The sequence below is a fragment of the Companilactobacillus miaonis genome (assembly GCF_036913615.1).
GTDB lineage: Bacteria > Bacillota > Bacilli > Lactobacillales > Lactobacillaceae > Companilactobacillus.
The window spans coordinates 12,773-36,449 of the sequence record NZ_JAYKTX010000016.1; the positions used below are offsets into that span (position 1 = coordinate 12,773).

A 23,677-nucleotide genomic window follows, 5' to 3' on the forward strand; every position below is an offset into this window, starting at 1 on the left:
ATGATACGATGAAAAAGTGGGTAATTAGTCTATTGTCTGTGGGGATGCTCTTAGGTGTATTTAGTGCAACTGGTTTCAATTCAGTCGCGCCTAATCAAAGTATTGTACAAGCAGACACGAATAATAATGAAAGAACTATCAATTATCAAGTTTATAAAACCGGTTCAGATGATAAATCGCCGGCTGATGTTTACTTTACTAAAAGTGCTGATGTTACAACTAATTCAGACGGAACGCATAAAGTAACAATGACGGCGGAAGTTTCAAAGTTGACAGGCTTAGAGATACCGACGATCAATGGTCAAAAACCGAGTGTTTCGGCAACTTATACTCGGGATGGTAAAAAGTACGTGGATATCAGTTTCAAAGTTAATAAATTAGCTGATTTAAACAATTCAATTGATGGAACTGTTCAAACAAAGTTATTGAATTTTAAAATGGATCAAAACAGTGTTGATTTTAAATTTGATTCCAGTTCACTCGACTCTAGTGGAGCAGCGAGTTCTTTTGCGGCCAGTTTACACAAGATAACCGAGGCCGAGAACCAAGTTCAAACAAATTTGGACGCCGCTAATGATGTCTTGGATAATACCACAGATGACACCGATGAAAATGACGATGAGGATATTATTGATACGCCACAAACGGCAAAGAATAGTGATAATAAGACTATTTTAAAGGAATTGACTTACAAAATTGCCAAAAACAATGGTGATGGCGCTTTGATTTCACCTTATTTCACTAATACGGCTAAAGTTATCCAAAATCCAGATGGCAGTTACTATGCAGAAGTAACCGTCAAGTATCCAAAAAAATTTGGTAATACAGCTGTAAAAGTTAACTATGTGAATAATGCTAAACCAGTTAATTTGAGTTTTACTAGTATCGGGGACAGTAATTACTTGAAATTTGATTTTCCAATTAACAATTTAACTGATTTAAGCAATTTGATTCCAGGAAATATTTCTCTGGATATTCCTGATTTTGGAATTGATAAAGATGTCGATTTTAATTTAGATTTTGACAGTATGAATCCAAGTGATCTTTCAAATTTGACCGATGATTCTGATTTGTCAGGTTTATTGTCAAATATGAGTGGGTTGAAAACAGGCGATGTTAAAATAGAAACCGTTAAGGAACCTAAAAAACAAACGTTACCCCAAGCAGGAAATGAGACTAACAATGGTTTAGCTGTCATTGGTGGTCTGCTTTTAATCATGTGGATAGCTTTGATCAAAGAAACATACGTGAAAAAATAAAAATAATGCGAGGCATAGTCAAAATCTGGCAATGTCTCGCTTTTGTTGTATGATAAGAAAAAATCCCTTTAAGGAGAAAAAATATGAGTGATTTCGATGAAAAAGATGTCGTTACACTCTGCGGTCAAATAGGAAGAGTCCTGTTAGAAAATGGTGCGGAAACTTCTCGGGTTGAGGGAACAGTCGAATATATTGGCCGAGCTGTTAACATTCCAATCGTCTGTCACGCCACTATGACCGCTGTTTTTGTTAATTCAGAAAAGAGTGCCACCACCCGGATCTTCAAGGTGCGCGTAGGTGATTTCAATTTACAAAAAGTGGACAAAATAAATACATTATCAAGGCAATTTTCCAATCACGAATTAAATTTTGCCGAATTAAAAGAAGCCGTTTTAGAAGTAGAATATGATACGTCCGACTTCACCTGGTGGCAAAAATGGCTCGGAGCAGGACTAGTCTCAGTTGCACCAATGTTGTTATTTAAGGCAACTTGGTTCGACCTTTTCTTATCCTTTTTCGTGGGAATTTTCGGGTTCATCGCCGCTCAATTCGTCGGGCATCACTCCAAGATCCCTTATATTTCAGTAGCCGTTGGTGGAGTGACTATCAGCCTTTTGGCGCACGTTTTGATGAATTTAGGAGTTGCAACTGATGCCAACAATATCATCATCAGTGCTCTAATGCCACTAGTTCCTGGGGTAGCAATGACTAACTCACTACGAGAAATTATTGAAAAAAACACTATTTCCGGACTTGTCCGCGCAACTGACGCTATCATGGCTGGAATCTCAATCGGAAGTGGCGTTGTCATTGGCCAAATCATAGTCAAAATGGTAATGGGAGGGTAGAAATGCAAATAACATTAGGTTTTGTTTTCGGATTTTTATCCAGTGTCGGTTTTGGAATCGTGACGAATAATCCCAAAAGAACGCTGATTCCAGCTGGTTGGATTGGCGCCATTGCCTGGGTAGTCTACATAATTGCCGGTTGGTATAATCACGGCGTCATCGTTCCTAATCTATTAGCGGCCATCGTCATCGGAATTTTAGGGAATCTATCGGCCATTCTAGTCAAAGCTCCCGTCAATATTTTTTATGTTCCGTGTTTAGTATCACTCGTTCCAGGAGCCATCATCTATGACAGTATGAAAAACTTCACACTAGGATACGACAAAATGGCCGCCCACGGATTAGTCAAAGCATTAACAATCGGGATGTCATTAGCAATCGGTTTTGTGATAGCAGAAGCTATTTCAAATAAGATTTACCCACCATTGAAGAAATACCTGCATAATAGGAAAAATGTTTAATTCTTTTAATTGATTTAATTTGATGTAAAAAAATAGAAGATCTTACTAGAGTCGCAGGAAAATACTGCAATCTAGTAGGATCTTTTTCTATTTCTATTATTACTTCTATTTTAAATAAAGACGGCATACTACTACACCCAACAAAAATCCAAAGAAATCCAAAAAAAATCAGAAACTTGACCAACATCAAGTTCTAATCACCACATTCCCGTTAATATATGTCTTGTAAGTTAAGCAAGCGAGAAATTAAACATATATAAATTAGGAGAGGTAATTGAAATGAATAAATTAAACATTTGGATTCAAAAGCATCAAAACAAAATGACCGCTACAATTGCCGTCCTCATCGTTTTAAGTTTACTCTTGGGAAAAGTTTTCCAACTAGAAACCTTGGGAACAGTGGCAATGATCATTGCCAGTATCATCGGAGCTATTCCGGTGGCACTACATGCATTTTCAGCATTACAAAATAAAGTTATCAGTATTGAACTACTCGTAACGATCGCTGTTATTGGGGCTTTCATTATTGGAGAATATGAAGAATCAGCTGTTGTTACATTCCTCTTTCTCTTTGGAAGTTTCTTGGAACAAAAGACTTTGGAGAAGACTCGTTCATCTGTTAGAAGTTTGACACAGATGGCACCAACGACTGCTCTACTAATCAATGAAGATGGCACAACTGAAGAAGTTGATGTCGATGACCTTGATGAAGGAGATCACGTTGTTGTAAAACCTGGTGGTCAAATTCCCGTTGATGGAAAAATCATTGATGGTACAGGATATATGAACGAAGCTTCAATTACAGGTGAATCAACACCCGTTGAAAAAACTGTTGGTGACAATGTTTTCGCCGGCTCGATCACCGATAATGGAACTATTACGATTGAAACAACCTCAGTTGGTGAAGATACAACTTTCGGTAAAATTATCGAATTAGTTGAAGAAGCACAAGATAGTCAATCACCCGCTGCTCGTTTTATTGATAAGTTTGCTACATACTACACCCCCGCTGTATTAGTGATTGGAATTTTAGTTTGGGCCATCACAAGAGATTTCCCACTAGCAATCACTGTCCTCGTTCTCGGATGCCCTGGTGCCTTGGTTATCGGAGCTCCAGTTTCTAACGTTGCCGGAATCGGTAATGGTGCCAAGAATGGTATTTTGATGAAAGGTGGAAACGCCGTTAATACCTTCTCACACGTTGATACACTAGTTCTTGATAAGACCGGTACATTAACAACCGGCAAGATGTCAGTCACAAACGTCGATAACTTCGGCGCAGATAAGACAAAAGATATGGCACTACTTTCAGCCGTTGAACAGACTTCTGATCACCCCTTGGGTCAAGCTATCGTCAAGTATGTTGCTGACTCAGGTGTCACGCAAGCGGTTGAACTACCAGAATTAGATACAGTTAAAGGCCAAGGATTAGTTGGTCAAAATGACGATTTCAAGATTTTAGTTGGTAACGAACGTTTGATGAAGAACAACAACGTCAAGATCTCAAAAGCACAAAGAAAAGCTATCGATGCCCGCATGAACCAAGGAGATTCAGTTGTCTTGATGGCTATCGACCAAGAACTTCGCTTAGTCGTTGGTGTTAATGATCAACTAAGACCAGATGCTAGAGCCGGACTACAAGCTTTGAAAGATGCTGGTTTGAAACGTGTCGTTATGTTGACTGGTGATAATAAAGTCGCTGCTCAACGTGTCGCTGATAGATTACCAATCGATGAAGTTCACGCCGAACTTCTTCCTGAAGATAAAGTTGAATATGTTAAGAAATTCAAGGAACAAGGTAGTACCGTAGCCTTTGTTGGTGATGGTATCAATGATTCACCTTCACTTGCTACCGCTGATATTGGTATCGGAATGGGTACCGGAACAGATGTTGCCATTGAAACTTCTGACATCATCTTAGTTAAATCAAGTTTCAACGCTTTAGCACATGCTTATACCTTATCCAAGAAGACCGTTGCCAACACCAAAGAAAATATCATTATCGCCGTTGGTACCGTAGCTTTACTATTACTCGGTTTAATCATCGGTGTAATTCATATGGGTAGTGGAATGTTCGTTCACGAATTAAGTATTTTAGTAGTTATTTTCAACGCAATGAGATTAATTAGAAATAAATCTCAAAAACTTGATTCAAATCAAGTTCTTAAAACAGCAAACTGATTAAGATAGTATTTGTAAGTTAGATAAGCAAGTATTCGTTTGATACTTGCGAGCTATAAGTGCTTCAACCTGGAGCATTTATAGCTCGTGAGTATCGACAATACTAGCGAAGATTAAAGATATATGGAGGAATCAATTATGGCAAAAGCAATTTTACAACTAGGTGAATTAACATGCCCATCATGTTTAACAAAGATTCAAAAGGGTGTTGAAAACCAAGATGGCGTTTCAAATGTCAAGGTCCTCTTCAACGCTGGTAAAGTTAGAGCAGATTTTGATGAAGCTAAAACTTCAGCAGATAAGATTTCAGATGTAATTACAGATTTAGGATATGAAGTTAAAAAAGTTAAGGTTAAGGAGAGCAAGTAATGACAGAATTAACAATCGATGAAAAGTTCGCTGCAGAACAAAAACAAGCCGATGCAGATCACCACAAACCAACCGCAGGAGCAATGACAGGACATATCGTTTCTAATCATTTCCTACTAAACATCAAGTTGCACCAAATCAAGTGGTTCATCAAAGGCCCTAATGCCAACTCTTATAAAGATGTTTTGAATCAAACAATTGACGAAAACAACGCTTGGTATGATAAGATTGCTGATGAATTGTTAGACGAAGGCGAATTGCCACCATCAACAATGAAGGAATATTCAGACTACTCAATGCTTGAAGAAGACGGTAAGAACAAGTATTTGAAGGCTGAAGATATGATTCAAACAATCGTTAATGACTTTGCTACTGACAACATGTTTATTACACGTGCTATCAAGTTGGCAGAAAACGAAGACCGTCCATTCATGGCTCAAGTATTAGTTCAATTACTTGGCTTCAATAACCACCAAATCAGAGTTTACCAAGCACTTCTTGGCAAATCTGCTAAAGAAGGTTTTGAAGAAGAAGACGACGAAGATTTTGATTAATTTAATTGAGGAGAGATAATTAATGGCTAAATTAGCGCATGACCATACAGCTGAGGATTGTGTTCAGTTAGTTCCAATTTTTAAGACCTTGTCGCAAGAGGATATTGAAACAGTGGCAACTCTAGTAACACATCACCATTATAAAAGTGGCGAATATATCTTTTCAGCTGGGGATGTTGCTGATTCATTAAGTATCGTAGCTCATGGACAAGCTAAAGTTTTCCAAGTTTCCGCAAGCGGTAAAGAAAAAATGTTAAGAGTTTTGCAGACAGGTGACTTTGAAGGTGAAGCTACTTTGTTCTCAGATTCTGAACACAACAATTTCACCCAAGCCCTAATGGACACCGAAGTTTGTCAGATCTCCCGCAGTGACTTTCAAAAGTTAATGCAAAAGTCCCCAGCATTGGCAGTAAATATGGTCAATGCTCTAGGTAGAAGAATCGTCCAATTGGAACAACAAACCGCTGAAGTAACAACAGCCAGCGTCGAAAGCCGATTGGCAAACTACTTGTTAGAAACAAGCGCCGGTTTAGATGAAGAAGTTTTCACCTTACCATTGAAGAAAAAAGACATCGCAACATACCTTGGAACTACCCCTGAAACAATTAGTCGAAAGTTAAGTTCACTGGCTAAGCAAGGTATGATTGAGAAAATCAGTAATAATAAGTTTAAGATTTTAGATGAAGACCGATTAATGATGATAGATTAGAGCGTGGAAGCCAACGGTTAGGAGTCAGCAGATAGCCTAGCTTCACGGATTGCCCGCCGGTTTTGCGGGCGATTTGGGAAGCATAGCTATATGTTGACTCCTGTTGGCTGGAACGCATTTTGACTATATCGCCAGAACCCATGGTTACTTAAAAAAACTAAAAGCCACCAAATATCAGAAAAGAAGATATTTGATGGCTTTTAAAATACAAAAATCATACCTGAAACAACAAAATTAATGCAAACACATTATCCGAACAATCTATTAAAATCCCGTTGACTTAGTTCGTGAAACAAGCTATCTTTAATGCAACAAATGAATATATGGGAGAAATAATATGTTTACGCCTGAAGAGATTTTAGAGAAAAGTATCAATGCCGGCGTGGGTAAATTGAAAAAATCACTGATTGCCAAGATGATTCTTGGCTTTATCGGTGGAGCAATGATTTCGATTGGTTTTTTAGCTTACGTCAGAGTTAGTGCTTCGATTCCTAAAGACCTAGCGAGTGTAAAAGCTTTTGCAGGAGCGACTGTCTTTCCGATTGGTTTGATTATTATTTTGTTAGCTGGTGGGGAACTAGCGACAGGAAATATGATGGCAGTTGGATCAGCTATCTTTGCTAAAAAAGCTTCGGTTATGGACTATTTGAAAAATTTAGCGATAATCACTTTATTTAATTTTCTCGGAGCAGTTTTTGTAGCCTACTTTTTTGGTCATGTAGTCGGATTAACGCATGCGGCACCATTTCGACAAAGCGTGATTGCTGCGGCTGCAAGTAAGACCAGTGCTAGTTTTCTAGCGGCTTTTATTTCTGGAATTGGTTGTAACTGGTTGGTTGGATTAGCCGTTTGGTTGTCCTATGGGGCAAAGGATGCGGCTGGCAAGATCATGGGAATCTGGTTCCCAATTATGATTTTCGTGGCTATCGGTTTCCAACATAGTATCGCTAACTGTTTCATTATTCCTGCAGCTATTTTTGAAGGTGGCAGCACGTGGAGTTTGTTTATCCAAAACTTGATACCAGTTTATCTGGGCAATATTATCGGTGGTACGATTTTTGTAGCTGGATTTTATTATTTGAGTTATCAAAAGAAGAGTTAGGATTTTTTGGAGGTTGGTGAAGTATGCCGTCCTCCGCAACAAACTCGATTTTGCCTGGAACGTACTGGGCACGACTTGAAACTACCGTAAAGTGCGCGGCATTTCCAAGTCGCCCCACCGCGTTCCAGCGTTTCCCAGAGCTGTTACGGAAGACGGCATCCAACACTACCTCAAAATAGAAGTTTAGTTTTACAGTTTTTCGTGAATCAAGCTCAAAATCAACTCCACAAAAACAATTGGAATCGATTGGCCGTCTGTGAATGAGCGACTGGCGAAGGTTGATCCGGGTAGCACGATTGTATTAGGGAAAACCTTTGTTAATTCGGCTTTGGGATTGGTTGTTATTAAAAAGGAATTCTTAGGCATGTTGCTGACAATATCTGGTAAGAACTGTACGAAATCGCGCTTGTTGCCGCTAGCTGAAAAGAGTACTAAGGTTGATTTTTCGGTCATCGTTAAGGCAACGTGGGATGAGTTGATGTAGTCGTTTGAGTAAAGGGATGGCTTGCCTAAATCGGATAGGCCGTAATACAACTCTTTGGCGGGGAATGACGAATAGTAAGTTCCTAATAAATAATTTAATTCATCATTCATTAAACAGTTGATTAAATTGTCGATTTTACTTTTGTCGACTTGCGAAATCTGATTGATGACTTTGACATAATCACTTAAAAAGGTGCTGACGAGACTGTCGGCATCTTTTTTTTGTTTGCCACTGTGCAAGAAGTGAATGACTTCAAAACGAAAATCTTTATAACCTTGAAAACCGAGCGTTTGGCAAAATCTCAAGACTGCTGAGGTTGAGGTTTGAGCTTCAGCGGCTAATTTGGTGATGGTGAAGGTCTCGATATTCTCGGGATATTCAACAATATAGTCACTGACCTTTTGTTCGGATTTAGAGAAGTTTTGTTCCTTTTTAATGTTGTCGATAATGTTCATGATTTATTTACTCCAAGGGAATTAATTAAGTTAACTTTACTTGCCGATGAAAATATTGTCAATTAAATCTAACAATATTGTTGACAATGAGCTGATAGATATTCTAAGATAAAATTATCAAAATTAAATGATAAAATTGTCAGGAGAATAATAATATGTCAAAAGAATTACCAAAAGGATTTCTCTGGGGCGGCGCAACCGCTGACTTTCAGTATGAAGGTGGCTTTGACGAAGGTGGACGTGGAATTTCATCACACGATTATGAAACTGATGGGTCTAAAAAGCAGCCACGCCATCACACAATGAAGATGCCTGATGGTACGATTATTGAGCCTAACAGTTCCTTTATTTTGGCAGATTCTGTTCCTAAAGATGCTCAACCAGTATTTTTAGATGATCAGTATTATCCAAGTAACAAGGCGGTTGATTTTTATCATCACTACAAAGAAGATATTAAACTCATGGCCGGTATGGGATTCAACGTTTATCGTTTCTCAATTGCTTGGAGTCGAATTTTTCCAACTGGGGAAGAAGACCAACCAAATGAAGCCGGTTTAAAATTTTATGACAATGTTATTAACGAGATGGCTAAATATAATATGGAACCGCTGATCACAATTTGTCATGATGAAATGCCTATTAATTTAGCTTTAAAATATGATGGTTGGAATTCAAGACGCGTGATCGACGATTATGTAAAATACGCCAAAGTCCTATTTGAACATTTTGGTGACCGTTGTAAGTATTGGCTCACTTTTAATGAAATCAATGCTGTGCGCGGTTTTGGGCCAACTGGTGTGCATAATTCATTTGGTCAAGATCGTTATCAAGCGGATCACAATATGTTCGTTGCTTCTGCTAAAGCCGTTAAAATGGGGCACAAATTAATGCCTGATAGTCAATTTGGGACGATGTTTGCGATGAGCGCTGCCTATGCTGCTACTTGTGAGCCGGAAGATATGTTCCATTCTTTGCAAGAAAATCGTGAGAATTGGTATTTTATCGATGTCATGGGTCGCGGGTATTATCCTAGATATGCTCAAGAGATTTGGGAACGTCATGGCGTTAAAGATTTACAGATGGAACCTGACGATGAGAAGATTCTCAAAGAAGGACAACTTGATTTTATTGCCTTTAGTTACTATCGTTCCAGCACGACCAAAGCAGGCGATGACTGGTTCAATGTCGGTGGCTCTTCCAATCCTTATTTGAAAGAAACGCCTTGGGGCTGGCCAGTTGATCCATTAGGTTTGCGATATACGATGAATGAAATTTACGACCGCATTCAAAAACCAATTTTTATTGTTGAAAACGGAATGGGTGCAATCGATAAGGCGGATGAAAATGGCTACGTCGAAGATGATTATCGAATAAATTATTTAAAAGATCACCTTAGTGCTATGGCCGACGCCATCAATCTCGATCACGTACCTTGCTTGGGCTATACAATGTGGGCGCCAATTGATTTAGTTTCCTTATCAACCGGTGAAATGAAGAAACGCTATGGCTTTGTTTATGTTGATATGGATGACAAAGGAAACGGTACTTTGAAGCGGACACCGAAGAAGTCTTATAACTGGATGAAGAGAATTATTGAGACTAATGGGAAAGCTTTAGATGAATAACAAGGATGACGATATTTATTTTAGCTATAGATTTGAAAGAGTCCCGGAATTTTTATAAATAAGTACTGTTATTTTAACTTTTTGAGAGAATTTTCATCATTTTTATGTTTTTATCAATAATTCAAATAAGGCCAAATTAGTTTAAATTGATTTAAATTTTGATAAAAGGATTAATCATAAAAACGTTGATGTATCAATGCTACAATGATATAAACATTGAAATTATTGGAGTACTGACATGCCGAAAAATAGAACAGGACATGGATCAATATATGGATCACCTTATGCAAAGGGAAGGGATCTTACTAGAAGAGCAGTTCATGAAAGATATGAATGGGAAATCTCTAAAGTCCTTGAGAAGAAAAAGAAACGAGGGAGAAATTCTAGAGTTATAGATAAATCCAATTATGAATTGTTAGTCAGATCATTATTTAAACGTAGGTTTGCTGCTGTTGCTCTGAGTGAATTCAAATTTAGAAATGTAAGGGATATAGATGTAGTGGCAACAGATGCCGATAGTCATAAAAAATATAGGTGCAAAGTTGATTTAAAAAGCAATGAAATTAAATTGATTGGTATGATTAATTAATGAGAAATGTATTTTTGAAAATCAAAAACAAATAAAAAACGTAATAATCTGACTAGGATTATTACGTTTATTTGTGTTTTATGAAGGAGGGTGTGAAAACTAAAATAGTTTGTAATTTATAAGGCAAAACTTGTTGGGTGACACTTATTTAGTTGAATAGTGTAGCAACTGCTTTATCAACTTTGTCTTGGTCTGCTAGGTATGGAATTGTGATATAACTTGAGCCATTTTGAGTCTTGTTATATTCGATTGAGGTTTCGATGGCGTGTTCGTTTCTTGCCCAACTACGACGAGCAACTCCGCCCATTGTATCCCAAGCAATAGCTGATTTGATGATTTCGTCGATTCTTTCTGAGCCGTCTAAGACTAATCCGAATCCACCGTTGATTGACTTACCGATACCAACTCCACCACCATTGTGAAGAGCAATCATCGTCATTCCACGGGCAGCGTTTCCGGCATAACACTGTGTAGCCATGTCGGCACAAACGTTACTTCCGTCCTTGATATTTGATGTTTCACGGAATGGAGAATCGGTACCTGATACGTCGTGGTGATCACGTCCAAGCATAACTGGACCAATCTTGCCTTCACGAACTAATTCGTTGAACTTCAAGGCGATATTGATACGACCGATACAGTCTTGGTAGAGGATACGTGCTTGAGTACCAACAACTAGTTGGTTCTTTTCAGCGTCGCGAATCCAATTGTAGTTGTCACGATCTTGATAACGTCTGTTAGGATCGATAGCACTCATTGCGGCATGGTCAGTTGCGATAAGATCTTCGTGTTTACCACTTAGACATACCCAACGGAATGGGCCATATCCGTAATCAAAGAGCATTGGTCCCATGATATCTTCAACGTATGATGGCCAAATGAAACCGTCTTTGTCGTCGATACCGTTCTTAGAAATTTCTTTAACGCCAGAGTCATAAACAGCTTTCATGAAGGAGTTACCGTAATCAAAGAAGTAAGTACCTTTGCTTACAAGGGATTTGATGACTTCAAAGTGACGGTGAAGTGTTTCGTCGACCAATTTATGGAATTTAGGTTTGTCAGTTGCCAAGAGTTCAGTTCTTTCATTGAAGCTGATACCAACTGGACAGTAGCCACCTTCGTAAGCATTGTGACATGATGTTTGATCGGATAATAGATCAACGTGAATATTGTTTTTATCAACGTATTCTAGTAAGTCAACAATGTTTCCGTGATAGGCAATTGAAGTCTTTTCTTTCTTGTCGAGGTATTCTTGAGCAATCTTGATAGCTTCTTCTGGAGTTTCAGCTAAGTTACTTATCCAACCTTGTTCCATTCGCGTGTCGATTCTAGATTTGTCGACTTCGGCAATGATGGCTACGGCGTTAGCAATTTCACCAGCTTTACCTTGAGCGCCACTCATACCACCGAGTCCGGAAGAAATGAATAGTTTACCTTTTAGGTCGCCATCGTCAGGAATACCTAATTTGAGACGTCCAGCATTTAGAAGGGTGTTGAAAGTACCGTGAACGATACCTTGTGGGCCGATATACATCCAACCACCGGCTGTCATTTGACCGTAGTTAGTTACGCCCATTTCTTCAGCAACTTCCCAGTCGTTGATATTGTCATATTCACCAACCAAAAGTCCGTTTGTGATGACAACTCTTGGAGCATCTTTCTTTGATTTGAAAAGCCCTAGTGGGTGACCTGATTCAACAACTAATGTTTGTTCGTCAGTCATAACTTCCAAATATTTCTTGATCAATTGATATTGCATCCAGTTAGCACAAACTGAACCAGTTTCACCATAAGTAACTAATTCATATGGATAAAGGGCAACGTCAAAATTCAAGTTGTTGTCGATCATAACTTGGATAGCTTTAGTAGCTGTACAAGTTCCTTTATATTCGTCGATTGGTTTACCGTAGATTCTTTCTTTTGGATACCAACGGTAACCGTAAATACGACCACGAGTCTTCAATTCTTCTAAGAATTCTGGAATTACGATATCGTGGAATTTAGGATTTACGTAACGTAAAGCATTCTTCAAAGCGAGTTCAGTTTGATTTTTCGTTAGACGGAAACCTCTATCTGGAGCACGTCTAATTCCTTCTTGGAAAACGGTTTTTTCTGGTAATACATCATCGAGTTGAATTGTGATAGCATCTTCATTTTTGTAATCGATCATTATGTTAACCTCCCAGTACTGAATTCATCATTAAGTGCTGCTGCAATTTGAATTATATCTAGATACAGTCAATAGACAGTCTATTAAATAAAAAAGTTGCTTCAAGCACTTTGAGATAACGCTTACAATATTTTTGACAGAAATTTGACAAATAGCCAGTAGAATGAAGAAAAACTAGAATTAGGAGTGTTTGTGATGAAAGCAGATAAAATTCTAACTAATTTTAAGCAGATTTTTTCACCAATCGACAAGGGACATCAGTTGAGAGGTTCTCAGATGAGTGAAGCTAACATTATTGAAAATGGCTATATTGCAATTAAAAATGGGAAGATTTTAAAAATCGCTTCTGGAAAACCCGATGCCGAATTAATCGACGATAAGACAGAAATAATTGATTACACTGGTAAAATGGCTACTCCAGGATTGATCGACTGTCATACTCACCTAGTTTATGGTGGTAGTCGTGAAAATGAATTCTCCAAAAAATTAAATGGCGTACCATATTTGGATATCCTCGCTCAAGGTGGCGGAATTTTGAGTACCGTTAATTCGACTCGCCAAGCAAGTTTTGACGAATTGTACGACAAGACCAACGATTTGTTGAACGAAATGGTCATTCATGGGGTGACAACGGTTGAAGCCAAGAGTGGCTATGGCTTGAATTGGGAAACCGAAGAACGCCAGTTGAAAGTAGTCGAAAAACTCAACCAAGATCACGTTATCAACCTTGTTTCCACCTTCATGGCCGCTCATGCGATTCCACCAGAATATAAAGGAAAGAGTGACGAATTCATCGATTTAGTAATTGAAGAAATGTTGCCAAAAGTTAAAGCAGAACACTTGGCAGAATTCTGCGACATTTTCTGCGAAACCGGCGTCTTCACAGCAGCTCAATCAAAGCGTTTGTTACAAGCAGCTAAAGACTTAGGCTTCAAATTGAGAATTCACGCAGACGAAATCGACTCAATCGGCGGTGTTGATGTTGCCGCTGAACTAAATGCCACTAGTGCCGAACACTTGATGATGATCACCGACGAAGGCATCGATAAACTAAGCCAAGCTCACGTGATTGGAAACTTGCTACCAGGGACAACTTTCAGTTTGATGGAAGACACCTACGCTCCAGCCAAAAAGATGATCGAAAAGGGCATGGCCATCACATTAACGACCGACAGCAATCCCGGCAGTTGTCCAACCGCTAACTTACAATTCATCATGCAATTAGGCTGTTTCATGATGAAATTGACGCCAATCCAAATTCTCAACGCCGTAACGATCAATGCCGCTTATTCAGTTTGCCAAGCTGATAAAATTGGAAGTTTTGACGAAGGAAAGAACGCCGACATCACCATCTTCGACGCCCCAAATATCGATTATCCATTCTATTTCTTCGCAACCAATCTAGTAGGATCAGTCTACAAAGATGGAAAATTAGTCGTTCAAGATAGACAACTCGTTTAATAGAGGGAGGAAGTATGCCGTCTTCCGCACAATCCCTGTGATGGACTGGAACGCTACTGAATAGTGGTTCTATGGTTTATTTCTTTCTAATGATTTAGGAATAACCGTTCTATTCAGGGATTTCTTATGATTTTTAAAAAAGCAAAAGTAAACAGCATTTATTTTTGTATACGTAAAGAATCAATTAATGCGTATAAAAGATAGATGCTGTTTTTTGTGAGATTAGGAAAATGTTATTATAATATACTTCAAAATAGTGTTGAAAGGATTAAATCTAATGAAAAATAGCGTTGATTTCGATGATGGACTAAGAAGGGAATAGCGCCGGCAGCGTTCCAGCTCATCACAGGGCTCGTACGGAAGACAGCAGCTCACGCTAACCAAAAAATAGAAATAATCCTCCCCAAATAATGTAACCGATTTCAAAACGTGGTAGTCTTTGTATGGTCAATATCGTAAAATTAATTATGAGATTGATATCGACCAAGGGGGATGAAACGATGCGCAAGATTTTGAAATTTAAATTATTTGGTAATCCTCAAATTTATCTTGAAGACGAACCAGTATTTTTCTCATTTTCTAAAATTAATGCACTGCTCTATTATTTGGCAGTCAATCCCGTTATCAGCCGGGATGAAATTGCTGGATTATTATGGCCTAATAAATCCGAACAAAGTGCTCGCAAGAACCTTCGTAACACCATTTACCAAGCTAATAAAGCTTTGGACGCAGAGTATATAGTTTCACCTAACAAGTCAATTTTGCAGCTGAACGAAGCTTTAGTTGTTCAAAGTGACGTCGCAACCTTTATGTCTGATCCGGAGAATAACCTCGACGAATATCAAGATGAATTCTTAAAAGGATTCTTTTTGAAAGATTCAGAAAATTTCGATCTCTGGTCGACTAAAATGAGCAATTTTTATGAGCAAAAATTCATGCAATTTTGTTATCAAAAAGTTATCAAAGATATTGAAGCTAAACATTTTATTGATGTTGAAAAAAATATTCGTCGATTAATATCTTTGGATGAATTCGACGAACGTAATTACCAATTATTAATGCAATTTTATCAAGATCAAAACAGTAATGGGAAAGTTATCGAAGTTTATTACGAACTTTCCAGTATCTTAACTGAAGAACTCGGAATTCAACCGAGTGAAAAGACGCGTGAAATTTATGAGAAGACACTCAAAATTGTTAATTGTGCCAAGGAACGCCGCCAGAAAGCCAACGAATTACGCTTTTTCGGTCGGACCGAAGAAATTGAAGAATTGGAAGCTAATTTTGAGAGTTTCTTGAGCGAGAAATCATTCAAATCTGTCGTCATCAAGGGTGATTTGGGTGTTGGCAAGACCGCGTTATGCCGTTTGTTACTGAATAACCTTGGTGGAAAAATTAATTTGATCAAAGCAACTTGTTTTCAAACTGAACGGGACTTTTTGCTGCGCCCGTGGCGAGATATTTTGGATCAGTTGAACACTTTGCTGGTTAAAAATGAGATCGTTCGACCGAAGAATTGGCAGATTTTATATCAAAAATTTTTCCCGTCGTATTCCAATGAGAAGAATCAACAACCAGAAATTACTGCTAACAATATCAATTGCCTGTCACAAATCATTTTGGAAGCTCTGAAGGCTTTAAAGACCGAAAAAATTGTTATCTACGTGGAAAATTTGCAGTGGATGGATGAGGCTAGTTTGTCATTAATGACAAGTATTTTGTTGCACAATGAATCAGCGCTGTTTGTTTTTCCGTTAAGAACTAATTATCGCCGTCGAGTGGTCGATTTTATCAATTCTGTCAGCCACTACAATCATTTAACTTTATTAGAATTAAAGCCATTCAACAAAGAAGAAACCCTTGAATTTATTCAGCGCCAGATTCCGAACAAGAAAGTGGAGCCAGAGTTGATTAAAAAAATTTGGCAAGAGTCTCAAGGTAATCCGCTGTTCTTAACCGAATATGTAAAACAAATTTGGCATAATTTGAAGATGGATTACTTACCGAAAAAAATTCGGGAAGAACTCGAGTTTTCAATTATTGATATCACCGACCAAGAACGGCGAATCTTGCAAATAGTGACCTTCTTTCCTAACGCTGCGCCGATTCATATGTTGCAACAACTACTAGATATGACCAATGAAGAATTAGTTGCGGGAATCTATAGTTTAGAAAAACAAGGGATTTTGCAAGAATTCGTCATCAGTGATGAAGTCAACGTCCAGTTCGGCCAAAAGAAACTCCAGGAAATGATTTATCGTGAACAGACCCCGTCGAGATTGCGAGTGATTCACGAATCAATTGCCGAACTCCTTGAGAAACAAAGTGGTGCGGATAATGATGAAATTTTAATGTCACGCATTGCTTATCACTACAAACGGGCTAATCAGGAATTGAAATCACTCGAATATGAATTGTCGTACTTACAAATAGCTTTAAAGTTCCAACACGAACTCTTTCCAATCTATAATGAAACGCAAGATACGAGTTTTGACTATCAACCTTTGGAGATCCAGCATGAATTTGAACGGTTCCAAAAAGTCGGCAAACGAATGGATGAATTAGCTAAGCAGTATGAAGGGTCGAGTGAATACCAACACTTATTGATGAAGTATTTATATTTGGAAGGACGCTATTTGATCAACCTCGGCGACTACGACAAAGGAATCGACAACATTCAACGCGTTATCGTCAAAGCCAAAAATTATCACAACGAAAAATACCTCGTCCGCGGTTACCGTCAGATGATCTACTACTTCATCCAAACCGACAAAGCCAACGACATGGCACATTACATCGATTTAGCAATGGATATCTCAATTAAAAACAACGACCACGAATCAATTGGAATCCTGCTACGTTTGAAGGGCCTATACAATTTAATGATTGGTAACTTGCACGATGCTGAAGAACTGTCACGCGAATCGATCACGATATTTTCAATTTCGAATGATAGCCGGGAAAAGTATTCCAGCAACATCGCTGCTGCCTTTGATTACTTAGCTGAAATTGAACGACTAAAAGACAATTACACCCAAGCAGTTGTTTATCAAAAAAAGGCGATAAAGTTGTGTGAAGAGTTAGGGCTGAATAACAGTCTAGTCATTTTTTATGTGGACATGGGGATGTCGCTGTTTGCCAAACGGGATTATGAAGAGGCGATGGTCTATTTCAAGAAAGCCAACAAGCTGTATGATAATTTAACGTCACCTTGGAAGAGAACCCAGTTAAACGTTTATCAAGCTTTGATTGAATTAAGAAACGGTAATCTTGAAAAAGTTTTAAATTATTTTGTTATTTTAGATAGTCGTTTAGAAAGTATTACTAATCCACGTGACCGAGGGATGGTTTACATGTTGCGGGCGATTATTAAGCATCTGTTGAATATTAAAAGAATCGAAAACACTGATTTATCTAGTATGTTGACACAAAGCGAAGAGTTTTATTATGAAAAAGCTAAAGAGAATCTCAATAAGTATCGAGATGTGTTTGAATTGAAGCACTTGGATGAGGTTTTTGCTGAATAGATTTGGTTCTTTTTGGTGTGTGTGCTGGATGCCGTCTTCCGCACAATCTTTGTGATGGACTGGAACGCTGCCGGCACAACTTTGAGCTTTTTCAAGCCCGGAAAAATCTCAAAGCTTGGCCTTATCCTAAGCGCTAAAGCGCTAAGGATAATTTGGCAGCTGAGCCATCACAGAGATTGTGCTCCAGACTGAATAACGTTTCTATGATTTATATGCTTTCTATTCATTTAGAAATACCGATTCTTTTTTTAATAAAATTTAGAATTTCTATGGATATCATTTTTATCCTATTCAAAATATAAAGTAATAAAACAAAATAACGAAGGGTCTTGCCATTACTGCAGTTCTGACAAGATTCTCCGTTATTTGTTATTTTTTGTATAAAATTAAATTAGTTAAATATAACAATGTACCTTGGCTATAAAATAGTTTAATAGTTACTCCAAATAGAAAATGTTTGCCCGTTCAAAGTTCACGGTAATAACTGCACAGATTTGAAATCTAGTCTGGAGTGACAACTCTGGGAAATGCTCAGCCGTGATATTCTACTTAGCGTTCTAGCGTTTCCCAGAGTTGTCACGGAAGACGGCATCCAAGCACTACCAAACAATAGAAGTTTGGTTATTTATATCAAATTCTCTTTTAACAATTGGAGTGCTTGTTTAGGATACTTTTGAGCTAGGATTCCCAGTGTTGAAATTATGTAATGTTTGTCGACTAAACAGGTAGGATCGACTGGTTTTAAGACCTTGGTGTCGGTTTGGAACGCTTCTTGAAGGATTCTTTGTGGAGTGTCGTTGTGGACGATTACGCCGCCGGTTCCGATGATAGTCTTGAACTTGCGTAAGTCTTTACCTGTTTGATAGTAGATAATCCGATTTAAACTGTGTTGCTTTCTCATTCTGCCGGCGTGTCGATTCGTCGCAAAATCACAGGCTACTGAAGCCAAATTGTTGTCGAAATACTTTTCACTTGGTGTTTTGGCAATGTAGTCGGCGTTGTTAATACGAATCTGACAAGCTTGTTCGATTTTTTCGTCTGTCCAATCTGGGCCCAATTGTTCTTTAAATTTTTCTAGGCCCTTACTTTTGACCAAGCTTTGTGCAGAGGAACGCATCCCTAAATCACCTTCAACAGTCCGTTTTAAATAAGGTTCTTCCAAACCTTCAAAGAACGTATCGTCAGTCGTAGGTAAGCCGTTGCCAACAGAGTGGACGTCTGTTGTGGCGCCACCAATATCAAGAATCACCAAAGGACCAACGCCAGTTTGTTCTTCGAAACCATCAGCTAAAAGTTCAGCTGCTTTTAAAACTGCCGTTGGCGTAGGGATAACGGGTAGTGAACTGTTTTTAGCAACGTCGCTGATTCCTTTAGTTTGGATTATTTTCTTCATGAATATTTCTTGTGCAATTGTCCTCACTGGCACGGCATTCAAGACATTGACCGAAGGCATAACGTTTTCGGTGTAGTAGACGGTGATGTTTCGGTTTGTGAAAATTTGTTTCATTTTATCGACCGCATCCCGATTACCCGCATAAAGGATAACGCCATGATGCAATTGGTCGTTAAGGATTTGCGCATTGTCACAGATGATATCGTGATTGCCGCCGTCGGTTCCACCAGTCAATAAGATAACATCGGGATCAGCACTGTTGATTTCTTCAACTTGTTCTGGTTTTAATCGATAACTGAAAGTCTTCAAAATCCTTGTTCCAGCACCTAAAGCAGCCCGTTTAGCCGCTTCAGCAGTCAAAGTTTCTGTCAAACCAATAGCAATCATTCTAAATCCACCCCAAGCACTCGAGCAAAAATATTCTTCAATTGGTTGATCAACGTCAATCATTTGGAGAATTTTTTCTTTTCCTGCTGAATAACACTTCATTAGATTTTCTTGGCTGTTAGTAGGCAAAGTTACTTGACCAAGAATTTTTACCGCATTGACATCCACAGCTGTGAATTTGGAATAAGTACTACCAAAATCAATCATTAAAGCGATTTTTGACATTTTTAATTCCCCCCAAGAAATTATTCAAAAGAAGCAAAACAAAAATTAGAAAAATTAATTTTTCGACGTTTATTTCTAATAAAGAAATCTATTTACCGTCAAATTTAAGTAAAATGGATTTTTTTGAGAAATCGAAACTTGATTAATAAAAATATTCATTTTTGACGAATTATTCCATTTTTATATCAGAAGACACGATAGTAGCCGAATATATTGAAAAAAATGACTTTATCGGTTTTTGAAATAAAAAACCTTATCAAATAAAGATTTATGGCAAGACTGTTGTGAAATAATTCTCAAAGATAATTTCATTATATTATTTATAGTCAAATTAGTGTCAAAAAATTTTCAAAGCCAAAATTTCAGCAATTCAATTCACAATTTTTCATTTTGACGTTTTGCAAATTCAATTATTAGAATAGCTCTTTTCCTTGTCGCACAAGGAGTTGACGGGGATTTGGCCTGATGATATGCTGATTACGAAAAAATGAAAGCGCTAACCAGATACTTGCTGCTGCCGCTGTGAATTTGAATTCACCGGGTATCTCCTTAGGTTAGAATCCATTTAATTGATTCTGGAGCTATATTTTTTCACCAGTGATTTTTTAATTAAACAAGAAAAATACGAGGTGTTTGAAATGGCAAAATTGATCGAATGTATTCCAAATTTTAGTGAAGGACAAAACCAAGAAACAATCGACGGTTTAGTAAAAGTAGCTAAAAGCGTACCAGGCGTTAACTTATTTGATTACTCATCGGACAAATCTCACAACCGTAGTGTGTTCACTTTAGTTGGTGACGAAGATGGGATTCAAGAAGTTGCTTTCCAATTAGTTAAATATGCTAGTGAGCACATCGACATGACTAAACATCATGGTGAACATCCAAGAATGGGTGCGACTGACGTTGTGCCATTTGTACCAATCAAAGATGTAACAGTTGAAGAATGTGTTGAGATCTCCAAGAAAGTTGCTAAGAGAATCAACGATGAACTAAATATTCCAATCTTCTTGTATGAAGAATCAGCAAGCAATCCAATGAGAAAAAATTTAGCAAAAGTTAGAAAAGGTCAATTCGAAGGAATGCCTGAAAAACTTCAAGAAAAAGATTGGGCTCCAGACTACGGCGAAAGAAAGATTCACCCAACAGCCGGGGTAACAGCAGTCGGCGCACGTATGCCATTAGTTGCTTTTAACGTTAACTTAGATACAAGTGATCTTTCAATTGCTAAGAAAATTGCTAAAGTTCTCCGTGGTTCAAGTGGCGGGTACAAGTATTGCAAAGCTATCGGTGTCATGTTAGAAGATCGTAACATCGCTCAAGTTTCCATGAATATGGTCAATTACGAAGGAACACCATTATATCGAACTTTTGAAACTATTAAATTTGAAGCTAAGAGATACGGCGTAAACATTATTGGTAGTGAAGTTATCGGTTTAACACCAGCTAAGGCTTTAGTTGACTGTGCTGAATATTACTTACAAATCGAAGACTTCGATTATCAAAAACAAGTTCTCGAAAATCACTTATTAGGTTAAGGAGAAAGATATGAAACTGACAGACATGAAAGTATCAGAATTTATGAGTGTTTTAGGTTCAGATGAACCAGCACCAGGTGGCGGGTCAGCTTCTGCTTTAGCCGGTGCAATGGGAATTTCTTTGACCAAGATGGTAACTGAACTAACTATCGGCAAGAAAAAATACGCTGAACATGAAGAATTAGCTCAAGAAACCCAAGAACAAGCCCAAGTTTTACAAAAAGAATTACTTATGGCAATTGATAAAGATACAGAAGCTTTTAATAAAGTATCAGCTGTCTTTTCAATGCCAAAATCAACACCAGAAGAAAAAACAGCTAGAACGCGAGCCCTACAAGAAGCATTGCAAGGAGCAGCTGTTTCACCATACGAAATGATGGAAACTTGTGTCCGGGCTTTAACAGTTACGAAGAAAATCGTTGGTAAATCAAATACTAACGCCGCTAGTGACTTAGGAGTTGCGGCCTTAAATCTAAAATCAGCTTTGCAAGGGTCATGGCTGAACGTCTTGATCAATTTGGGAAGTATTAAAGATTTAGTTTTTGTGAGTGAATATCGTAAAAAGGGAACTGACTTATTAGAAGTAGGTTGTCAATTAGCTGATGATATCTACAACGAAGTAGTCAAAACAATCTAGAGGAGGAGACACTATGGCATTATCAGATATTGAAATTGCAAATCAAGTAGAAATGGAACCAATCGAAAAAGTTGCTAACAAGATTGGTATCGAACGCAAGGATCTTTCATTGTATGGGGATTACAAAGCCAAGATCAAGATTGACAATGAAAAACTTGAGAATGCTAAGAAAGGTAAATTGATTTTAGTTACAGCTATCACACCAACACCAGCTGGTGAAGGTAAGACGACTGTTTCTGTTGGTTTAGTCGATGCCCTTACTAAAAAAGGTAAGAAAGCAGCAATCGCTGTTCGTGAACCATCCCTTGGACCAGTCTTCGGTATCAAAGGTGGAGCTGCCGGTGGTGGACATGCTCAAGTAGTACCAATGGAAGATATTAACCTACATTTCACGGGTGATTTCCACGCTATTGGTGCCGCAAATAACCTTTTGGCCGCTTTACTAGACAATCACATTCATCAAGGCAACGCTTTGAGAATCGATACTCGCCGCATCACTTGGAAACGAGTTGTTGATATGAATGATCGTCAACTGCGCCATATTGTTAACGGTTTGCAAGGTCGTGTCAACGGAGTTCCTCGTGAAGATGGTTACGACATTACGGTTGCTTCAGAAGTTATGGCTATTTTATGTCTCGCTAACAATATTACTGAACTAAAAGATAAATTACGTAAAATTATCGTTGCTTACAACGTTGACAATGAACCTGTTACTGCTGGAGATTTGAAGGCTGAAGGCGCAATGACAGCTTTACTCAAAAATGCTATCCAACCAAATATCGTCCAAACATTAGCACACACACCAGCTTTCATTCATGGTGGACCTTTCGCTAATATTGCCCACGGTTGCAACAGTGTACTCGCTACTAAATTAGCTTTGACACATGCCGACTATGCCGTTACTGAAGCTGGATTCGGAGCTGATTTAGGAGCTGAAAAATTCATTGACATCAAATGCCGTAAATCAGGCCTTCGTCCTAGTGCAGTCGTTTTAGTTGCCACTGTTCGCGCTTTGAAGATGCACGGTGGCGTTAACAAGAAAGATTTAGGACCAGAAAATGTTGAGGCAGTTATTAAAGGCTTGCCAAACTTAGAAAAACATCTTGATAATATCCAAAATGTTTACGGCTTGCCAGCAGTAGTAGCTATCAACAAGTTCCCAACTGATACTGATGCAGAAATCAATGCAGTTAAAGCAGCCTGTGAGAAACTTGGCGTTGGTGTGTCACTCTGTGATGTTTGGGCTAAAGGCGGCGACGGTGGTCTGGAATTAGCAGATATGGTCGTTGATTTAGCTGAACAAGACAATAATTTCCAATTTGTTTACGACCTAGAAGATTCAATCGAAGAAAAATTGAATAAGATCGTTCAAAAGGTTTATGGAGGATCTGGCGTCGAATTCTCACCAAAAGCTAAGAAACAAATAAAACAATTAGCCGATTTAGGATTTTCAGATTACCCAATTTGTATGGCAAAGACACAATACTCATTCTCTGATAATGCAAAATTGCTTGGCGCTCCAAAAGACTTCACTGTAACCATCAATGAATTGAAAGTTTCAGCCGGTGCTGGCTTTATCGTGGCCTTAACAGGTGCTGTTATGACAATGCCAGGATTACCAAAATCACCAGCTGCAGAAAGAATCGACGTTGATGAAGAAGGAAATATCACAGGTCTCTTCTAGCGTTAATTTAATTACATTA

At 38.2% G+C, this 23,677-nt stretch carries 18 protein-coding genes; 15 read left to right on the forward strand and 3 right to left on the reverse strand.

The genetic code is table 11. The features are described from left to right. Nucleotides 1-8 precede the first annotated feature (8 nt). The 8 genes from U8521_RS11830 to U8521_RS11865 all read left to right on the forward strand — a co-directional run bounded on the left by U8521_RS11830 (nucleotide 9) and on the right by U8521_RS11865 (nucleotide 7,483). A complete protein-coding gene (locus U8521_RS11830) occupies nucleotides 9-1,259 on the forward strand; it encodes an NEAT domain-containing protein (protein ID WP_334333500.1) in 1,251 nt (416 codons plus the stop codon). 83 nt (nucleotides 1,260-1,342) lie between these two features. Beyond that, nucleotides 1,343-2,107, forward strand: a complete 765-nt coding sequence (locus U8521_RS11835) for a threonine/serine exporter family protein (RefSeq protein WP_334333499.1) — start codon at nucleotides 1,343-1,345, stop codon at nucleotides 2,105-2,107. A 2-nt stretch (nucleotides 2,108-2,109) separates the two neighbouring features. Continuing rightward, nucleotides 2,110-2,568, forward strand: coding sequence for a threonine/serine exporter family protein (locus U8521_RS11840; RefSeq protein ID WP_334333498.1), 459 nt, complete (start codon nucleotides 2,110-2,112; stop codon nucleotides 2,566-2,568). A 279-nt stretch (nucleotides 2,569-2,847) separates the two neighbouring features. Further along, nucleotides 2,848-4,749, forward strand: coding sequence for a heavy metal translocating P-type ATPase (locus U8521_RS11845; RefSeq protein ID WP_334352836.1), 1,902 nt, complete (start codon nucleotides 2,848-2,850; stop codon nucleotides 4,747-4,749). 138 nt (nucleotides 4,750-4,887) lie between these two features. After that, nucleotides 4,888-5,118, forward strand: a complete 231-nt coding sequence (locus U8521_RS11850; RefSeq protein WP_334333496.1) for a heavy-metal-associated domain-containing protein — start codon at nucleotides 4,888-4,890, stop codon at nucleotides 5,116-5,118. Continuing rightward, complete coding sequence (locus U8521_RS11855) at nucleotides 5,118-5,672, forward strand: ferritin-like domain-containing protein (protein ID WP_135372545.1); 555 nt, start codon at nucleotides 5,118-5,120, stop codon at nucleotides 5,670-5,672. Before U8521_RS11850 ends, U8521_RS11855 begins: the two co-directional genes overlap by 1 nt. Before the next feature lie 22 nt (nucleotides 5,673-5,694). Continuing rightward, complete coding sequence (locus U8521_RS11860; RefSeq protein ID WP_334352837.1) at nucleotides 5,695-6,381, forward strand: Crp/Fnr family transcriptional regulator; 687 nt, start codon at nucleotides 5,695-5,697, stop codon at nucleotides 6,379-6,381. 337 nt (nucleotides 6,382-6,718) lie between these two features. After that, the gene (locus U8521_RS11865) at nucleotides 6,719-7,483 is read left to right on the forward strand and encodes a formate/nitrite transporter family protein (protein WP_334352838.1); all 765 of its coding nucleotides are present in this window, start codon (nucleotides 6,719-6,721) and stop codon (nucleotides 7,481-7,483) included. A 189-nt stretch (nucleotides 7,484-7,672) separates the two neighbouring features. Here the strand turns inward: U8521_RS11865 and U8521_RS11870 are convergent, their stop codons facing one another. Beyond that, the gene (locus tag U8521_RS11870) at nucleotides 7,673-8,422 is read right to left on the reverse strand and encodes a MurR/RpiR family transcriptional regulator (RefSeq protein ID WP_334352839.1); all 750 of its coding nucleotides are present in this window, start codon (nucleotides 8,420-8,422) and stop codon (nucleotides 7,673-7,675) included. A gap of 155 nt (nucleotides 8,423-8,577) precedes the next feature. Between U8521_RS11870 and U8521_RS11875 the strand changes: the two genes are divergently transcribed. Continuing rightward, nucleotides 8,578-10,047 (forward strand): glycoside hydrolase family 1 protein, encoded by a 1,470-nt coding sequence (locus U8521_RS11875; RefSeq protein ID WP_334352840.1) that lies wholly within the window; start codon nucleotides 8,578-8,580, stop codon nucleotides 10,045-10,047. 238 nt (nucleotides 10,048-10,285) lie between these two features. Continuing rightward, nucleotides 10,286-10,636, forward strand: a complete 351-nt coding sequence (locus U8521_RS11880) for a hypothetical protein (protein ID WP_334352841.1) — start codon at nucleotides 10,286-10,288, stop codon at nucleotides 10,634-10,636. A gap of 148 nt (nucleotides 10,637-10,784) precedes the next feature. Here U8521_RS11880 and hutU read toward each other — a convergent pair whose 3' ends face one another. Continuing rightward, nucleotides 10,785-12,806: a urocanate hydratase gene (gene hutU, locus U8521_RS11885; protein WP_334352842.1), complete on the reverse strand. Its 2,022-nt coding sequence runs from the start codon at nucleotides 12,804-12,806 to the stop codon at nucleotides 10,785-10,787. Between the two features lie 195 nt (nucleotides 12,807-13,001). On the opposite strand from hutU, the gene hutI reads away from it, so the two are divergent. Then, nucleotides 13,002-14,267, forward strand: coding sequence for an imidazolonepropionase (gene hutI / locus U8521_RS11890; protein ID WP_334352843.1), 1,266 nt, complete (start codon nucleotides 13,002-13,004; stop codon nucleotides 14,265-14,267). Nucleotides 14,268-14,710: 443 nt separating this feature from the next. Then, the gene (locus tag U8521_RS11895) at nucleotides 14,711-17,794 is read left to right on the forward strand and encodes an AfsR/SARP family transcriptional regulator (protein ID WP_334352844.1); all 3,084 of its coding nucleotides are present in this window, start codon (nucleotides 14,711-14,713) and stop codon (nucleotides 17,792-17,794) included. A gap of 625 nt (nucleotides 17,795-18,419) precedes the next feature. On the opposite strand, the gene glmL is transcribed toward U8521_RS11895, so the two are convergent. After that, entirely contained in the window at nucleotides 18,420-19,799 is a 1,380-nt protein-coding gene (glmL, locus tag U8521_RS11900; RefSeq protein ID WP_334352845.1) for a methylaspartate mutase accessory protein GlmL, read from the reverse strand. 638 nt (nucleotides 19,800-20,437) lie between these two features. Between glmL and ftcD the strand changes: the two genes are divergently transcribed. The 3 genes from ftcD to U8521_RS11915 are packed head-to-tail and all read left to right on the forward strand — an operon-like array spanning nucleotide 20,438 to nucleotide 23,658. Beyond that, nucleotides 20,438-21,337, forward strand: a complete 900-nt coding sequence (gene ftcD, locus U8521_RS11905; protein ID WP_135374061.1) for a glutamate formimidoyltransferase — start codon at nucleotides 20,438-20,440, stop codon at nucleotides 21,335-21,337. A gap of 10 nt (nucleotides 21,338-21,347) precedes the next feature. After that, on the forward strand, nucleotides 21,348-21,974 hold the full coding sequence (locus U8521_RS11910; protein WP_334352846.1) for a cyclodeaminase/cyclohydrolase family protein: 627 nt from the start codon (nucleotides 21,348-21,350) through the stop codon (nucleotides 21,972-21,974). A 13-nt stretch (nucleotides 21,975-21,987) separates the two neighbouring features. Further along, nucleotides 21,988-23,658 carry a formate--tetrahydrofolate ligase gene (locus U8521_RS11915; RefSeq protein ID WP_334352847.1) on the forward strand — a complete coding sequence of 557 codons (1,671 nt, stop codon included), beginning with the start codon at nucleotides 21,988-21,990 and terminating at the stop codon, nucleotides 23,656-23,658. Nucleotides 23,659-23,677: the final 19 nt, after the last annotated feature.

What these genes read in the sequence shown, in the direction of transcription:
- U8521_RS11830 (WP_334333500.1), top strand. Translation starts at nt 9, where the DNA reads ATGAAAAAGTGGGTAATTAGTCTATTGTCTGTGGGGATGCTCTTAGGT.
- U8521_RS11835 (WP_334333499.1), top strand. Translation starts at nt 1,343, where the DNA reads ATGAGTGATTTCGATGAAAAAGATGTCGTTACACTCTGCGGTCAAATA.
- U8521_RS11840 (WP_334333498.1), top strand. Translation starts at nt 2,110, where the DNA reads ATGCAAATAACATTAGGTTTTGTTTTCGGATTTTTATCCAGTGTCGGT.
- U8521_RS11845 (WP_334352836.1), top strand. Translation starts at nt 2,848, where the DNA reads ATGAATAAATTAAACATTTGGATTCAAAAGCATCAAAACAAAATGACC.
- U8521_RS11850 (WP_334333496.1), top strand. Translation starts at nt 4,888, where the DNA reads ATGGCAAAAGCAATTTTACAACTAGGTGAATTAACATGCCCATCATGT.
- U8521_RS11855 (WP_135372545.1), top strand. Translation starts at nt 5,118, where the DNA reads ATGACAGAATTAACAATCGATGAAAAGTTCGCTGCAGAACAAAAACAA.
- U8521_RS11860 (WP_334352837.1), top strand. Translation starts at nt 5,695, where the DNA reads ATGGCTAAATTAGCGCATGACCATACAGCTGAGGATTGTGTTCAGTTA.
- U8521_RS11865 (WP_334352838.1), top strand. Translation starts at nt 6,719, where the DNA reads ATGTTTACGCCTGAAGAGATTTTAGAGAAAAGTATCAATGCCGGCGTG.
- U8521_RS11870 (WP_334352839.1), bottom strand. Translation starts at nt 8,422, where the DNA reads ATGAACATTATCGACAACATTAAAAAGGAACAAAACTTCTCTAAATCC.
- U8521_RS11875 (WP_334352840.1), top strand. Translation starts at nt 8,578, where the DNA reads ATGTCAAAAGAATTACCAAAAGGATTTCTCTGGGGCGGCGCAACCGCT.
- U8521_RS11880 (WP_334352841.1), top strand. Translation starts at nt 10,286, where the DNA reads ATGCCGAAAAATAGAACAGGACATGGATCAATATATGGATCACCTTAT.
- hutU (WP_334352842.1), bottom strand. Translation starts at nt 12,806, where the DNA reads ATGATCGATTACAAAAATGAAGATGCTATCACAATTCAACTCGATGAT.
- hutI (WP_334352843.1), top strand. Translation starts at nt 13,002, where the DNA reads ATGAAAGCAGATAAAATTCTAACTAATTTTAAGCAGATTTTTTCACCA.
- U8521_RS11895 (WP_334352844.1), top strand. Translation starts at nt 14,711, where the DNA reads ATGGTCAATATCGTAAAATTAATTATGAGATTGATATCGACCAAGGGG.
- glmL (WP_334352845.1), bottom strand. Translation starts at nt 19,799, where the DNA reads ATGTCAAAAATCGCTTTAATGATTGATTTTGGTAGTACTTATTCCAAA.
- ftcD (WP_135374061.1), top strand. Translation starts at nt 20,438, where the DNA reads ATGGCAAAATTGATCGAATGTATTCCAAATTTTAGTGAAGGACAAAAC.
- U8521_RS11910 (WP_334352846.1), top strand. Translation starts at nt 21,348, where the DNA reads ATGAAACTGACAGACATGAAAGTATCAGAATTTATGAGTGTTTTAGGT.
- U8521_RS11915 (WP_334352847.1), top strand. Translation starts at nt 21,988, where the DNA reads ATGGCATTATCAGATATTGAAATTGCAAATCAAGTAGAAATGGAACCA.